General features: G+C 71.0%; 12 protein-coding genes and 1 pseudogene. 4 read left to right on the top strand and 9 right to left on the bottom strand.

The window, feature by feature from the left end:
• Positions 1-2: 2 nt before the first annotated feature.
• The 7 genes from ACRAWC_RS19395 to ACRAWC_RS19365 are packed head-to-tail and all read right to left on the bottom strand — an operon-like array spanning position 3 to position 7,377.
• Positions 3-1,250, bottom strand: a complete 1,248-nt coding sequence (locus ACRAWC_RS19395) for a mannitol dehydrogenase family protein (RefSeq protein ID WP_431349190.1) — start codon at positions 1,248-1,250, stop codon at positions 3-5.
• Entirely contained in the window at positions 1,247-2,110 is an 864-nt protein-coding gene (locus ACRAWC_RS19390) for a sugar phosphate isomerase/epimerase family protein (protein WP_431349189.1), read from the bottom strand. Before ACRAWC_RS19390 ends, ACRAWC_RS19395 begins: the two co-directional genes overlap by 4 nt.
• The gene (locus ACRAWC_RS19385; protein WP_431349188.1) at positions 2,107-3,237 is read right to left on the bottom strand and encodes a Gfo/Idh/MocA family protein; all 1,131 of its coding nucleotides are present in this window, start codon (positions 3,235-3,237) and stop codon (positions 2,107-2,109) included. Before ACRAWC_RS19385 ends, ACRAWC_RS19390 begins: the two co-directional genes overlap by 4 nt.
• Positions 3,234-4,085 (bottom strand): sugar phosphate isomerase/epimerase family protein, encoded by an 852-nt coding sequence (locus ACRAWC_RS19380; protein ID WP_431349187.1) that lies wholly within the window; start codon positions 4,083-4,085, stop codon positions 3,234-3,236. Before ACRAWC_RS19380 ends, ACRAWC_RS19385 begins: the two co-directional genes overlap by 4 nt.
• A gap of 31 nt (positions 4,086-4,116) precedes the next feature.
• Positions 4,117-5,016 (bottom strand): carbohydrate ABC transporter permease, encoded by a 900-nt coding sequence (locus tag ACRAWC_RS19375; RefSeq protein ID WP_431349186.1) that lies wholly within the window; start codon positions 5,014-5,016, stop codon positions 4,117-4,119.
• Complete coding sequence (locus ACRAWC_RS19370; protein WP_431349185.1) at positions 5,013-6,002, bottom strand: carbohydrate ABC transporter permease; 990 nt, start codon at positions 6,000-6,002, stop codon at positions 5,013-5,015. The genes ACRAWC_RS19375 and ACRAWC_RS19370 overlap by 4 nt, the downstream gene beginning before the upstream one ends.
• Before the next feature lie 13 nt (positions 6,003-6,015).
• The gene (locus ACRAWC_RS19365; RefSeq protein WP_431349184.1) at positions 6,016-7,377 is read right to left on the bottom strand and encodes an ABC transporter substrate-binding protein; all 1,362 of its coding nucleotides are present in this window, start codon (positions 7,375-7,377) and stop codon (positions 6,016-6,018) included.
• Positions 7,378-7,523: 146 nt separating this feature from the next.
• Here ACRAWC_RS19365 and ACRAWC_RS19360 point away from each other — a divergent pair, with 146 nt between their 5' ends.
• The 4 genes and pseudogenes from ACRAWC_RS19360 to ACRAWC_RS19345 all read left to right on the top strand — a co-directional run bounded on the left by ACRAWC_RS19360 (position 7,524) and on the right by ACRAWC_RS19345 (position 12,005).
• A complete protein-coding gene (locus ACRAWC_RS19360) occupies positions 7,524-8,582 on the top strand; it encodes a LacI family DNA-binding transcriptional regulator (protein WP_431349183.1) in 1,059 nt (352 codons plus the stop codon).
• Positions 8,579-9,993 (top strand): annotated as a pseudogene (uxaC, locus tag ACRAWC_RS19355) (glucuronate isomerase). The gene ACRAWC_RS19360 and the pseudogene uxaC overlap by 4 nt, the downstream one beginning before the upstream one ends.
• Before the next feature lie 110 nt (positions 9,994-10,103).
• Positions 10,104-11,564, top strand: coding sequence for an NADP-dependent phosphogluconate dehydrogenase (gene gndA / locus ACRAWC_RS19350; RefSeq protein WP_431349182.1), 1,461 nt, complete (start codon positions 10,104-10,106; stop codon positions 11,562-11,564).
• Positions 11,565-11,657: 93 nt separating this feature from the next.
• Positions 11,658-12,005 carry a hypothetical protein gene (locus ACRAWC_RS19345; RefSeq protein ID WP_431349181.1) on the top strand — a complete coding sequence of 116 codons (348 nt, stop codon included), beginning with the start codon at positions 11,658-11,660 and terminating at the stop codon, positions 12,003-12,005.
• Between the two features lie 78 nt (positions 12,006-12,083).
• On the opposite strand, the gene ACRAWC_RS19340 is transcribed toward ACRAWC_RS19345, so the two are convergent.
• Together ACRAWC_RS19340 and glmU are read right to left on the bottom strand one after the other, a co-directional pair.
• The gene (locus tag ACRAWC_RS19340; RefSeq protein ID WP_431349180.1) at positions 12,084-13,061 is read right to left on the bottom strand and encodes a ribose-phosphate diphosphokinase; all 978 of its coding nucleotides are present in this window, start codon (positions 13,059-13,061) and stop codon (positions 12,084-12,086) included.
• The gene (glmU, locus tag ACRAWC_RS19335) at positions 13,062-14,504 is read right to left on the bottom strand and encodes a bifunctional UDP-N-acetylglucosamine diphosphorylase/glucosamine-1-phosphate N-acetyltransferase GlmU (protein ID WP_431349179.1); all 1,443 of its coding nucleotides are present in this window, start codon (positions 14,502-14,504) and stop codon (positions 13,062-13,064) included. It abuts the gene before it with no gap.
• Positions 14,505-14,566 lie beyond the last annotated feature (62 nt).

Here is a 14,566-nt window from a genome sequence, read left to right as displayed (position 1 = left end):
GGTCAGATCGGTGAGGTCGGGGGCGAGCGCGGCCAGCACGGCGGCGGCGCGGTCGCGGGGGTGCGCGCGTTGCGCAGCGCGCCGACCAGTTCCGCGGCGCCGGCGTCGCGGACGTCCGGGCCGGTCAGGTGGCGGCTCCAGGCCGCGAGGACGCCGAGTTGGGCGGCGCCGGGCTCGCGTCCGGAGGCGAGCCGGGCCCGCAGCGGGTCCACGATGCGCGGGCCGAGCTTCTGGGAGCCGTCCGACGCGATCTGCGCCAGGCGGTGCTCGATGCGCGCGTTGCCGAAGCGCGAGCGCAGGGCGGCGAGCGCGTCGTCCACGGCGGCGGCGGCGAAGGGCAGCTCGGTGCGCTGCTCGCTCCAGAGCCGTTCCAGTTCGGCCGACAGGGCGGGGTCGGCGACGGCGTCGGCGACTGTGCGGTGGCCGGCCGCCAGGCCGTGGTAGGCGAGGAGGGAGTGCCCCGCGTTGAGGAGCCAGAGCTTGCGGCGCTCGTAGGGGGCGATGTCGTCCACGAACTGCGCACCCGCGGCCTCCCAGGCCGGGCGGCCCGCGGGGAAGTCACCGGCGAGCACCCACTCGGCGAACGGCTCGGCGACCACGGGCGCGGCGTCCTCCAAGCCCGTGAGGCGAAGGGCGGCCTCCCGGTCGGCGTCGGTGGTCGCGGGCGTGATGCGGTCGACCATCGAGGAGACGAAGGAGACCTCGCCGCGGATCCAGGCGTCCAGCTCCGAGCCCGGCTCGGCCAGGGCGAGCACGGCGTCGCGGATCACGGCGCCGTTGTCGGGGAGGTTGTCGCAGCTCACGACGGCGATGCCGCCCGAGCCCGCCTCGAACCGCGCCCGCAGGCCGTCGAACACGCGCGCCGGGGCCGTCGAGCCCGGACGGTAGCCGGCCTCCGTCACGGTCAGCGTCAGCACGCCCACCCGCGGGTCGGCGAGCACGCGCCGCCAAGCCTCGGCGTCGGCGCCGTCGTGGACGCTGCTGAGCGCCTCCACGACCGTTGCAGCGTCGCCGTCCGGGCCGCGCTCGATGAGGGTGTAGACCGCGTCCTGCGCGGCGAGCACGCGTGCGGCGTCGGGGCTTCGGCCGGTGAAGGCGGCGATGCCCCAACCCTCGCCGTTCGCGGCCTCGTTCGCCCGCTGCGTGTACCAGGCCTGGTGCGCGCGGTGGAACGCGCCCAGCCCGAGGTGCGCCACCCGCACGGGGTGGCGCACTTCACGGGCCGAAGCGACGGAGGGAGCGTCGGTCATGCCGGCACCGCTTCGCGGGTGCGCGCCTCCACGTCCCGGAGGTAGGCCAGATTCTCGCGGGTGCGCTCCTCGAGCGGAACCGTGGTGGAGAAGTCCTCGCAGGTCACCCACCCGTCATAGCCGAACTCGTGCAGCGCGCGGAAGTAGGCGTCCACATCTCCCGCGCCCGAGCGCAGCGGCGCCCAGTCGTGCCGCCAGCGCACCGTGCCGTCCGCCTCCGGCTCGCCCGGCCGCCACGCGACGTTCTTGATGTGAACGTGGGCGAGGTACGGGCCGAGGAGCTGGAGGGCGGAGAGCGTGCGTTCCTGGCCTTCGATCAGCAGGTTGCCGAGGTCGTGGATGACGCCGACCGCGTCCGGGTCGAGGCCGTCGAGCAGCCGGACCGCGGCGGAGGCCGACGGCGTGATGGTCTCGTGGTGCAGCTCCACCAGGGCCTTCACGCCGAGCGAGGCGGCGACGGAGGCCGCACGCTCCATGTCGGCGCGGGCGTGGGCGAACAGCTCGCGGTAGTCGCCGAGGTCCGAGCGCGGCATGGTGACGCGCACCTGGCGCGCGCCGAGCTCGGCGGTCGCCGCGAGCATCCGGTCGACGTTCGCGTGGTCCCCGCAGCCGGCGTAGCCGCCGATGCCGGAGAACTCCAGGCCGGCCTCCCGGGTCAGCCGGGCGATCTCGGGGAGGGACTCCTCCAGCCCGGTCAGCGGCCAGGTCGCGCGGTTGCCCGCCCAGAAGCCCGGCTCGTCGGCGGGCTGCTGGTCGACCACGCGCCACTCGATGCCGTCCCAGCCCTGGGCGGCGACGGTGCGCGCGGCCTCCTCGGGCGTCCAGTCCGGCGTGGAGGCGGTGAACACGGAGAACTTCATGCGTTCACCCCCGTCGAGACCGTGACATCGTCGAGCGAGCCGTCGAGCACGTCGTCCAGCCGGACGGGACGGCCCAGAGTCGCCGACAGGTACACCGCGCGGACGACCGCGAGGGAGAGGAACGCGTCCGCGACGGTCACGCCGGGGGTGCGGTGCTCGCGGATGGCGTCCACGATGTCCTCGTACTGGCGGAAGTGCCCGATCACGAACTGCTCGGGGCCGCGGTCGCTGCCGCGCAGGTCGCTCGCCGGCACCAGGTCCGCGGCGCGGTTGCCCTCCGTGTCGGCTGTCCCGAAGTACTCGAGCTGGTCGTCGTCGATGATCGCCGAGCCGCGGTCGCCGTGCACCTGCAGGCGCACCGACAGGCCGGGGTAGGCGGCCGTCGTCGCGTGCAGCACGGCGAGGGCGCCCGACTCGAAGCGGATGGTCGCCACGGCGATGTCCTCGACCTCCACACGCTCGTGGGCGAGGAGAGCGGTACGGGCGTCGATCTCGATCGGCCGGCCGAGGAACCAGACGAGCAGGTCGACGGTGTGGACGCCCTGGTTCATCACCGCTCCCCCGCCGTCGAGCTCCCATGTGCCGCGCCACTGACCGGAGTCGTAGTACTCCTGGCTGCGCCACCAGGCGACGGAGGCGAGCCCGCTGGTCAGGCGGCCGAACGCTCCGGAGTGGGCGGCGTCGGCGACGACCCGGGAGGCCGGGTCGAACCGGTGCTGGCTGATCACGGACACGACGAGGCCGTTCTGCTCGGCGCGGCGCGACAGTTCGAGGATCTCGCGGGCACGCGGCAGTGACACGTCGAGCGGTTTCTCGATGACGACGTGCTTGCCGGCGGCGAGGGCCTCCTCGGCGAGCACGACGTGGAGGCCGCTCGGCGTGCAGATGACGACGACGTCCAGCTCGGCTCCGGCGAGCGCGGCCGACAGCGATCCGAACCCGGGGACGCGGTCGGCCCCGTACTCGGAGACGAGCTGGTCGGCGAGCGCCGTCGCGGCCGCCGGGATCGCGTCCACCAGCGCCGACAGCGCCAGCCCGGGATGCCGGAGGATCGCGCGGGCGTGGTTGAGGCCGATGATGCCGCAGCCGACGATGGCGACGTGGAGGGGTGTGGGTTCCGTGCTCATGCGAGGGTGACTCCGATCTGGTCGGTGAGGCGGCGGAAGGCACGGCCGGCGACGCCGAACGCCGCCGGTCCCGAGAAGCCGCCGAGGGCGTTGACATCGGTGAGGTGGGGTTCGAGCGATGCGAAGCCGGTGTAGCCGTCGTCGCGCAGCGCGGTGAGGGTCTCCAGCAGTTGGCCGTCGCCCTCTCCCGCCGGCGTGACCTCGGAGGTCGCGGCTTTGGCGTCCTTCACCTGCAGGTACTCCAGGTGCGGGCGCAGCATGGCATAGCCGTCGGTGAAGGGGCCGGGGACGCCGACCTGGACGAAGTTGGCGCTGTCCCAGGCGAGTTTCAACGCGGGCGAGCCGACCGACTCCACGATGTCGAGGCAGCGCTCGGGGGTGTCGCCGTAGATGTCCTTCTCGTTCTCGTGCAGCAGCACGACCCCCGCGGACTCGGCGGCGTCGGCGAGGGCGCGCATGCGGGTCAGCACCGCGTCGCGGATATCCTCCACCGCCACGCCCTCGGCGCGATAGAACGAGAACAGCCGGATGTAGCGGGCGTCCAGGCGTTTCGCCGCCACGATCGCGCGCCCGAGCCGCTCCACCTCGTGCTCGACCGGCAACGCGACGTCGACCTTGCCGATCGGCGAGGCGATCGCCGAGACGCGCATCCCGCGCTCGGCGAGGATGCCGGCCAGCCGGTCGAGCTGTTCGGCGTCGAGGTCGACGATGTTGACGCCCCACGCGCTGCGCACTTCGATGTGGTTCGCGCCCAGCGCCTGCAGCACCGCGATCTGGACCGCAGGGTCGGGGTCGATCTCGTCGCCGAATCCGGACAGAGCCCAGGTGGGTTCGATTGAGTCAGTCACTCTCTCTCACTTCTCTTTTCGCTTCTCTTCTTCACTTAACCCCGCCGGCGGTCAGCCCGCCGACGAGGTAGCGCTGGAACACCAGGTAGAGGGCCACGACCGGCACGGCGCAGATCAGCGACGCCGCCATCATCTGCCCGTAGAGCGGCAGGGCTCCACCCTCCTGCGCCACGGTGAACACCTGGAGCGCGACGGCGGCCGTGCGCGTGTCCGGGTTCGTCATCACCGAGGCGAACAGCACGTCGTTCCAGCCGAGCAGGAAGGCGAAGATGCCGGCGACGACCACGCCCGGCCAGCTCAGCGGGAGCACGATCCGGGTCAGGATGCGCCATGACGACGCCCCGTCGATGCGCGCGGCTTCCTCGAGCTCGCGCGGCAGTCCGCGCAGGTAGGTCACCATGACCCAGGTCGAGAACGGCAGCGCGAACGTCAGGTAGGTGACGAACAACGCCCCTCTGGTGCCGATGATCGGGATGCCGAGCGCGCTGGACGCCGACGAGAACAGCACGAACACCGGCAGCAGCATGAGCGTTCCCGGGATCGACTGCAGGCCGAGCAAGCCGCGCAGGAACGTGAGCCGGCCGCGGAACGCGAAGCGCACCAGCACGTACGCCGTCGCCACCGAGAGGAAGGCGCACACGATCGCGACTCCTCCGGCGACGATGACGCTGTTCATCAGGCCGTTGCCGAGCGCGACCGTCGACCACACCTTGACGTAGTTGTCGATGTGGAACGAGCTCGGGAAGAATTCGCCGCTCGCGACGCCGATGTCGGAGTTCACCGACGACAGCAGCACGTACACGATGGGCAGCAGCGCGACGCAGAGCAGGATGGCGATGATGACCGCCTGCAGCGGACGCGGCAGCAGCCGGTAGACGTCTCCCGTGCCGCGGCGGCGCGCAGAGCGGACGGTGGGTGCGGTGGCGGTCATGCCGTCTTCTCCTTCCGGTCGTCGCCGGTGTCGAGCCGGACCGCGCGCAGGTAGACGAACAGCGGGATCGCGATCAGGATCAGCGAGAAGACCGCCATCGCCGCGCTCAGCCCGAAGCGGAAGCTCTGGAAGCTGGTCACGTAGGTCAGCACAGGGAGGACGTCGACCGCCTGCGGCGCGGGCACCCCGAACAGCACGAACGGCAGTGTGAAGCCGTTGATGTTGTGCAGCAGGGAGATGATCAGAGCGAGCGCGATCGGCCCGCGCAGGTGCGGCAGGATGACGTAGCGCAGCTTCGTCCACCAGCCGGCGCCGTCGATCGCGGCCGCTTCGTGGACCTCGTTCTCGATCGACTGGAGGCCGGCGAGCACCAGCAGGTAGAAGAACGGCCAGGACGACCAGATCTGCACCATCACGAGCGTCCAGTAGCTGAGCGGCCCGTTGAGCCACAGCCCGGTGTGGATGCCGAGGTCGCCGAGCACGGTGTCGACGATCCCGTGCGGCTGCAGCATCGTGTGCCAGAAGGTGCCGACAACGAAGCCGGGGAGCACGTACGGCACGAGGAACAGCGAGCGCACCAGCGCGCGCCCGCGGAACGCGTTCTGCGTCGCCAGGGCGGCGGCCACGCCGATCGGCAGCGTCACAACGGCCGCGATCACGGCGAACGAGACGCTGATCCAGATCGACTGGAGCAGCGAGGAGGAGGTCACCGCCTCGATGTAGTTCCCGAGGCCGATGAACGGGGCCGAGACCCAGTCGCGCAGCGTGTACATGTCGAGGTCGAGCGTCGAGATGACGATCGCGAACACGAACGGCACGATGATGACCAGCAGCATGAGGATGCCGCCGGGCAGCAGCAGCCAGAGCGGCCGGTTGCGCTGCTGAACGGTGCGTCGGCCTCGGCGGGGCGCCCCGCCCGTCCGCGGAGGGGTCGCCTCCGCAGACGGGCGGGCGGCCTGGGCCGGAGCCGCGGTGTCGGTGGACATGACGATCGACCCGCTACTTCTTGGCCTTGTCCAGCGAGCCCTGGGCCGTCGACTGCGCGGTCTTCAGAAGCTGCGAGAGCTCCGAGCTGCTGACCGACCCGTTCGACAGGTTCGGGATCGACTGCACCACCACGTTGGTCAGGGCGAGCTGGGTGTCGCCCCAGGCGCCGGTGAACGGCGTGGCCACGGACTTGCCGATCGCGTCGACGATCGGCGCGATGATCGGGGTCGCCTTCTGCAGGTCGGAGGCGGCCTGCGCGTTCGACGGCAGGTCGCCGAGAAGCTTGAACTCCTTGGTCTGCATGTCGGCGCGGGTCACCATGTTGATGTACGCGAAGGCCAGGTCCTGGTTCTTCGAGTACGAAGCGACCACGAGGTTGTCACCGGAGACGATGCTCGCCGCCGGCTTGCCGCCGGACGGGTTGGAGGTCTTGCCCGGCGTGACGGTCGGCATCAGCGCGTACGCGTACTTGCCGGCCACCGGGGACTGGTCGAGCGCCGACATCGAGCTGGCCGACACCATCGGCAGGTACGCGGCCTTGCCCGCGCCGAACGCGGCGACCGCCTGCGGGTTCTTCCAGCCCACCGCGGCCGGGTCAACGGCCTTGTCCTGCGTGAGCCAGCCGAAGTAGGTCTCGTACGCCTTCTCGGTGGTGGGGTCGTCGAGGCGCGCCTTGCCGGACTTCACGTCGAGGAGCGGGTTGCCGGCCTGGAGCGACATCGCCCAGATGAACTTCCACGGGTCGTAATTGTCCGCGTAGCCGACCGCGACACCGTAGGTGTCGCCGGTCGTGAGCTTCTTGGCCTGGCTGGCGAAGTCGTCCCAGGTGGTGGCCGGCTTGTCGATGCCGGCGGCCTTCAGCAGGTCCTTGTTGTAGGCCATCACGAACGGGCGCTGCGCGAGCGGCACCGCGATCTGGTTCTTGGCGTCCGGACCGGACATCCCGAGCGACGCGGGGACGAAGCGGTCGCGGCCGCCGACCTTGGTCCAGTCGGCGTCGGTGAGCTTGACGAACGCGCCGGTGGCGAAGGCGGTCGGCGTGAAGGTGGTGCCGAGGGCGTAGACGTCCGGGCCCTGCCCGGAGACCACCGAGGTCTGGATCTTGGTGAGCTCGTCGTTGGAGCTGGCGAAGGTGTCGAAGGCCAGGTTCGCCCCGGTCTCCTTCGTGAACTGGGCGCTGAGCTCCGAGAACCATTCCTTCTGCTGCTGCGGATAGAGCCCGCTGACGCCGGTGTAGACGGTGAGGGTGCGTCCCTTGCCGTCGACCGCCGTGGACGTGGGGTTCGATCCGCCGCCGGAGGACGAGCATCCGGTCAGAGCGAGGCCGATGGCGGCCAGGCCGGCGACCGCGCCGAGCGCGAAACGTGATCTCATTCGTGACTCTCCTTTGAGGACGGGATCTGGTGGATCGTGTCCCCCGGATACGGTGCAGCCGGGTGGACTGCCGCCGAGCCTAGGCAGTCCGGCAACACGGCTGCAACCGATTGCCAAAAATTGCCATGATGTGCTGTGATGGGCGCATGAGCCCTCAGCTTCGCGGGTATCCCGACGGCACGGACCGCCCGGCCACCCTCGCCGACGTGGCCGCCGCCAGCGGCGTCGCCACCTCGACCGCCTCCCGTGCCCTCGCCAACCCGGGACGCGTCAACGCGATCACCCGCGAGCGCATCGAGCGCGCCGCCCGAGAGCTGAACTACATCCCGAACTCGCAGGCGAGGGCGCTGACCAGCGGCCGGACGCGCTGCATCGCCGTGCTGGTCTCCGACGTCACGAACCCGTTCTACTTCGGCATCATCCGGGGCACGCAGCAGCAGCTCAAGGCTGCGGGCTACACGCAGCTCCTGGTCGACACCGAGGAGTCCGACGAGCTGGAGGACGGGATGCTGCACAAGCTGCGCCCGTCGTTCGACGGCGCGATCCTGGCCGCCTCCCGGCTGACCGACCGGCGGCTGACGGCCCTCGCGGCCGAGGTGCCGATCGTGGCGATCAACCGGCAGACGTGCGGGGTCGCCAACGTCTTCATCGACACCCCCAACGGCGTCGAGCAGGCGGTCGGGCACCTGGCGTCGCTCGGCCACCGCTCCATCGTCTACGCGTCGGGGCCAGAGACCTCCTGGTCGAACGAGCGCCGCTGGCGTGCGCTGGGCCGCGCCGCGGAGCGCTACGAGGTGGAGACCCTCCGGGTCGGCCCGTTCGCGCCGCGGCAGTACGCGGGGGCGGCGGCGGCCGACGCCGTGCTGCACGCGGGCGCGACGGCGTGCATCGCCTTCAACGACCTCCTGGCGATCGGGATGCTGGCCCGGTTCCGCGAGCGCGGCGTCGACGTTCCCGGCGATGTCTCGCTCGTCGGCTGCGACGACATCTTCGGCGCCGACTTCTGCAACCCGCCGCTGACCACACTGACCGCTCCGATCGAACAGGCCGGCCGCACCGCCGTCGCCATGCTGCTCGCCCGGCTGGACGAGAGCGCGGCGCCGGTCAGCCGGCAGGGCGCGACCCTCCCCACGCATCTGACGGTCCGGGCCTCCACAGGGCCCGCGCCCGCCACCCAGGACATCACGACGAAAGGACGCGGATGACCGCGCTCGCCCCGCACCCCGACCGCCTCTTCCCCGCCGACCCCGCCGAGCGCGACCTGGCCCGCCGGCTGCACGCGGCCGTCGCCCACGCGCCCATCTACTCCCCGCACGGCCATGTGCCGGCGGCGATGCTGGCCGACGATGAGCCCTTCCCGGACCCGGCCGCGCTGCTGATCACGCCGGACCACTACGTGACGCGGATGCTGCACGCGGTGGGCGTGCCGCTCGGCGACCTCGGCCTGGCCCGCGACGGCGTCCCCTCCCCGCCTCCGGCCGGTCGATCTGGCGGACGCTCTGCCAGCACTGGGACGTCTTCCTCGGCACCCCGGTGCGGTTCTGGTTCGAGTCGGAGTTCAGCGAGGTGTTCGGGCTGACCGAGCAGCCGTCGGCGGCGAACGCCGACGCGCTCTACGACCAGCTCTCCGCGACCCTCGCGTCGCCGGAGTTCCGGCCGCGCGCGCTGTTCGACCGGTTCCGGATCGCGGTGCTCGCGACAACCGACGACCCGGCCGACGACCTGGAGGCGCATGCGCGCCTGGCCGCCGACCCGGGCTTCACCGGCCGGGTCGTTCCGACCTTCCGCGCCGACCGGTACATGCACCCGGGCGAGACGGACTGGGCGGCCCGGCTCGACCGTCTGGCCGCCCGCGCCGACGTCGACACCGCGAGCTACGCGGGGCTGCTGGAGGCACTCCGCATCCGTCGCGCCGCGTTCGCCGCCGCGGGCGGCACCGCGACCGACACCGGCGTCATCGACACGGGCAGCGAGCCGCTGGACGAGGCGGAGGCCTCTCGCATCCACCGGGCCGCCCTCGACGGCGCGGTCACCGCCGCGGAGGCCGTCGCCTACCGCCGCAACCTGCTCTACCGGCTGGCGGAGATGGCGGCCGACGACGGACTCGTCATGCAGCTCCACCCCGGGGTGCACCGCAACCATCACCGGCCGACCTTCGACGCCTACGGCCCCGACACGGGGCACGACCTCCCCGCGGTCGGCTCGTTCACCGAGCCGCTCACTCCGATCCTGCGCGACTTCGGCACGAACCCGACGTTCCGGCTGGTGCTGTTCACGGTGGACGAGACCACCTTCTCGCGCGAGATCGCCCCGCTCGCCGGCTTCTACCCGTCGGTGTACGCAGGTGCGCCGTGGTGGTTCCTGGACACTCCGGCGGCGATCCTCCGCTACCGCCGGGCGATCACGGACAGCGCGGGCTTCACCAAGACCAGCGGCTTCATCGACGACACCCGGGCGTTCTGCTCGATCCCGGCGCGGCACGACATGTCGCGCCGGGTGGACGCGTCGTTCCTGGCGTCCCTCGTCGTCACGCACCAGCTCGCCGAGGAGGACGCGTTCGCCCTCGCGCACCGGCTGGTGGACGGGATCCCGCGGGCGACGTTCCGGCTGGGCTGAGGGACGACCCGACCTCACAGCGCCCTCCCCGCGCTGTGCGTCATACAACGAATCACAGCGTGGACGGACGGCTACGCTGGACACAAACCGTCTCAACGAAGGAGTCCTCCGTGCCCGAGAACCACGCAACGGCCAACATCGGAGTCGTCGGTCTGGCTGTGATGGGGTCGAACCTGGCCCGCAACCTCGCGTCGCGCGAGGGCAACACCGTCGCCGTCTTCAACCGGACCTACGCACGCACCGAGGAGCTGGTGGACGCCCACCTGGAGGCCGGCTTCGTCTCCTCCGAGCAGATCGACGACTTCGTCGCCTCGCTGTCCAAGCCGCGCACCGCGATCATCATGGTGCAGGCCGGCCGCGGCACCGACGCCGTGATCGACCAGCTCGTCGAGCGCTTCGAGCCGGGCGACATCATCGTCGACGGCGGCAACGCCAACTTCCACGACACCATCGAGCGCGAGAAGCGCATCGCGCCGACCGGAATCCACTTCGTCGGCGCCGGCATCTCCGGCGGCGAGGAGGGCGCCCTCAACGGCCCCTCGATCATGCCCGGCGGCTCGGAGGAGTCGTACAAGACGCTCGGCCCGATCCTGGCCTCCATCGCCGCGGTCGCCGAGGGCGAGCCGTGCGTGACCCACGTCGGCACCGACGGCGCCGGCCACTTCGTCAAGATGATCCACAACGGCATCGAGTACGCCGACATGCAGCTCATCGCCGAGGCGTACGACCTGCTGCGCACGGTCGGCGGCCTGGAGCCTGCGCAGATCGCGGACGTGTTCTCCGAGTGGAACAAGGGCTACCTCGAGTCGTACCTGATCGAGATCACCGCCGAGGTGCTGCGCCAGGTGGACGCCGAGACCGGCAAGCCGTTCGTGGACATCGTCCTCGACCAGGCCGGCTCGAAGGGCACGGGCGTCTGGACCGTGCAGAACGCGCTGGACCTCGGCATCCCGGTCGGCGGCATCGCGGAGGCCGTGTTCGCCCGCGCGGTGTCCTCCAAGCCCGCGCAGCGCGCCGCCGTGCAGGCGACCATCAGCTCCCGGCCCGAGGTGCAGAAGGCCGCCGATGTCGCGGCGTTCGCCGACGACGTCTCCAAGGCGCTGTACGCCTCCAAGGTCGTCGCGTACGCGCAAGGCTTCGACGCCATCATCGCCGGCGCCGAGAAGTACGGCTGGAACATCAACAAGGACAAGATCGCCAAGATCTGGCGCGGCGGCTGCATCATCCGCGCCCAGTTCCTCAACCGGATCGCCGACGCGTACGACGAGAACCCGGACATCGCCACCCTGCTGGAGGCCCCGTACTTCGCCGACGCCGTCCGCGAAGGCGAGGCCGCCTGGCGCCGCATCGTCGCCACCGCGGCGCTCTCCGGCGTTCCGGTGCCCGGCTTCGGCTCGGCGCTGTCGTACTACGACTCGCTCGCCTCCACCCACCTCCCCGCCGCGCTCGTCCAGGGCCAGCGCGACTTCTTCGGCGCGCACACCTACAAGCGCGTCGACAAGGAGGGCACCTTCCACACGCTGTGGTCCGGCGACCGCAGCGAGATCGAGTCCGAGGGCTCCTCGCACTAGCCCGCTCCGAGCGCGCTCGGGAAGTGCTCCGAATCATCACGATTCGGAGCACTTTCTGTACTCCGTGGCCGCCAGAGATGCAGACTCGTAGGCGTGACGTTCGAGGAACACCCGGAGCTGGCGGAGTACGACCCGTCGGACCGTCCGCTGCGCGGACGGAGGCGGACCATCGCGACGCGCGTGTTCGTGGTCGTGGCGCTCACTGCGCTGCTGCTGCCCGGGATCATGCTGACGATCAGCATCCAGACCGACACCGCGGACTACACGTGCGACGTCTACGCGCGGCACTACCAACCGGACGCGGTGGGTTCCTCCGCCCGCTTCGAGTTGTTCGCACCGGCGGGCCCGGGGTGGCAGTGCTACGCCCTGAACACCGAGGGCGACCCGACCTTCGTCGCCCCGCTCGGCCTCATCCCCTCCGCCCCGCACAGCCTCCCGTGACCCCGTGAACGCCGAAGGGCACGCGAGCGCCCCTGAAACCGTGTTTCAGGGGCGTTGACGTGTCCTTCGACGATGGGGTCAGGCTGCGCCGTCGAACATGGAGGTCACCGAGCCGTCGGTGAAGACCTCGCGGATCGCATTCGCGAGCAGCGGCGCGATCGACAGCACGGTGAGGCCCTCCCAGCGCTTGTGGGTCGGCAGCGGAAGCGTGTCGGTGACGACGACCGAGTCGATCGCCTCCGACTGCAGCAGCTCGACGGCGGGGTCGCTGAACACGGCGTGCGTCGCGGCCACGACGACGCCGATCGCGCCGGCGGCCTTCAGCGCCTCCGCGGCCTTCACGATGGTGCGGCCGGTGTCGATCAGGTCGTCCACCAGGAGACAGACGCGGCCGTTCACCTCGCCGACGATCTCGTGCACCGAGACCTGGTTGGGGACCAGCGGGTCGCGGCGCTTGTGGATGATCGCGAGCGGCACGCCGAGCTTGTCGCTCCAGATGTCGGCGACGCGCACACGGCCCATGTCGGGCGAGACGACGGTCAGCGTCGACGGGTCGAGCTCGCGCTGCATGTGATCCAGCAGCACCGGCATGGCGAAGAGGTGATCGACGGGGCCGTCGAAGAAGCCCTGGATCTGGGCGGCATGGAGGTCGACCGACATGATCCGGTCGGCGCCCGCGGCCTTGAACAGGTCGGCGACCAGTCGGGCCGAGATCGGCTCGCGGCCGCGGCCCTTCTTGTCCTGGCGTGCGTACGGGTAGAACGGGGCGACCACGGTGATGCGCTTGGCGGAGGCGCGCTTCAGCGCGTCCACCATGATGAGCTGCTCCATGAGCCACTCGTTGATCGGGGAGGTGTGCGACTGGATCACGAACGCGTCCGAACCGCGCACGCTCTCGTCGAACCGCGCGTAGATCTCGCCGTTCGCGAAGGTGCGGGAGTCCGTCGGCACCAGCTCGCTGCCGAGGTGCTCGGCGATCTGCTCGGCGAGTTCGGGATGCGCACGCCCCGAGATCAGAACGAGTCGTTTCTGGCCGGTGGCAGTGATCCCTGACACTTACTCTCCGCTCTCTTGCGCCGCCCCGCTCTGTTCGGCGGCGCGCGCGGCTTCGGTGCCCGGCCGCTTGTCGGCGACCCAGCCTTCGATGTTGCGCTGCGGCGCGACGGTGATGGCGAGCGCCCCAGCTGGAACGTCCTTCCGGACGACCGTTCCCGCCCCGGTGTACGCTCCGTCACCCATCCTAACGGGAGCGACGAGCACGGTGTTCGTGCTGATCCTCACATGCGAGCCGATGATCGTGCGGTGCTTGTTCACGCCGTCGTAGTTGGCGGTGATGACGCCCGCGCCGAGGTTGCCCTTCTCCCCCACCTCGGCGTCGCCGACATAGTTGAAGTGGGCGAGCTTGGTGCCCGCGCCGATGACCGCGTTCTTGGTCTCGGAGAAGGTGCCGATCTTGCCGTTCGCGCCGAGGACGGTGCCCGGACGGAGGTAGGAGAACGGGCCGACCGTCGCCCCGTCGCCGATCACGGCGAGGGTGGCGTCGGTGCGCTTGACGGTCGCGCCCGCACCGACCTCGGTGTCGACGAGCGTGGTGTCCGGGCCGACCTCGGCGCCGGTGCGGACGACGGTCGCGCCGCGGAGCTGCGTGCCGGGGAGGATCGTGACGTCCGGCTCGAGGACGACCTTCACGTCGATCCAGGTGGTCGCCGGGTCCTGCACGGTGACACCGGCGAGCTGCCAGGTGCGCACGACCAGCGCGTTCAGGCGGGCGGCCGCCTCGCTGAGCTGGGCGCGGTCGTTGATGCCCTCCACGAGCCACGACTCGGACACCGGGAGGGCGTCGACGTCGAAGCCGGCCTCCCGCAGCAGCCCGATGACGTCGGTGATGTACTTCTCGCCCTGGGCGTTGTCGGTGGTGATGTCGGCGAGCATGTCGCGCAGCGCCGCGGCGCCGAAGACGTAGATGCCGGCGTTGATCTCGCCGATGGCGCGCTCGGCCTCGGTGGCGTCCTTGTGCTCCACGATGCGGTCGAGGTGGCCCTCCGGGGTGCGCACGACGCGACCGTAGCCGGTGGCGTCCGCCGGGAACGACGAGAGGATGGTCGCCGCGGCCCCGCCCGCGCGGTGCGCCGCGACCAGCTCGCGGAGCGTGGCGGCGTCGAGCAGTGGGACATCGCCGTTGACCACCAGAACGTCGCCCGCGAAGCCCTCGGGGAGCGCCGCGACGGCCTGCTCGACCGCGCGGCCGGTGCCGGGGATCTCGTCCTGGTCGACGATGACCGCCTCCGGCAGGTCCGCCGCGATCACCTCGGCCAGCCGGTCGCGCTCGTGGCGCACGACCGCGACCACACGTGCGGCGTCGAGTTCGCGCGCGGTCGCCAGCACGTGGCCGACGATCGGGATACCGCCGAGCGGGTGCAGCAGCTTGGGGGTGGCGGACTTCATCCGCGTTCCCTGGCCGGCGGCGAGAACGACGATGGCGAGATTCTGATCGGTCATGATGCTCCCGGCAGGTTGGCGACAGAGGTCGGGTCGGAGACAGAGTCGGGTCGGAGACGTCG

The sequence above is a fragment of the Leifsonia sp. L25 genome, from assembly GCF_050632895.1.
Note: the sequence above shows the minus strand (reverse complement) of the source record. Positions and strands in the feature narration are given on the sequence as shown.

Excerpts from the sequence above, each read along its gene's own strand:
- ACRAWC_RS19365 (WP_431349184.1), bottom strand. The coding sequence starts at position 7,377 with ATGAGATCACGTTTCGCGCTCGGCGCGGTCGCCGGCCTGGCCGCCATC.
- ACRAWC_RS19395 (WP_431349190.1), bottom strand. The coding sequence starts at position 1,250 with ATGACCGACGCTCCCTCCGTCGCTTCGGCCCGTGAAGTGCGCCACCCC.
- ACRAWC_RS19360 (WP_431349183.1), top strand. The coding sequence starts at position 7,524 with ATGAGCCCTCAGCTTCGCGGGTATCCCGACGGCACGGACCGCCCGGCC.
- glmU (WP_431349179.1), bottom strand. The coding sequence starts at position 14,504 with ATGACCGATCAGAATCTCGCCATCGTCGTTCTCGCCGCCGGCCAGGGA.
- ACRAWC_RS19375 (WP_431349186.1), bottom strand. The coding sequence starts at position 5,016 with ATGACCGCCACCGCACCCACCGTCCGCTCTGCGCGCCGCCGCGGCACG.
- ACRAWC_RS19370 (WP_431349185.1), bottom strand. The coding sequence starts at position 6,002 with ATGTCCACCGACACCGCGGCTCCGGCCCAGGCCGCCCGCCCGTCTGCG.
- ACRAWC_RS19390 (WP_431349189.1), bottom strand. The coding sequence starts at position 2,110 with ATGAAGTTCTCCGTGTTCACCGCCTCCACGCCGGACTGGACGCCCGAG.
- ACRAWC_RS19385 (WP_431349188.1), bottom strand. The coding sequence starts at position 3,237 with ATGAGCACGGAACCCACACCCCTCCACGTCGCCATCGTCGGCTGCGGC.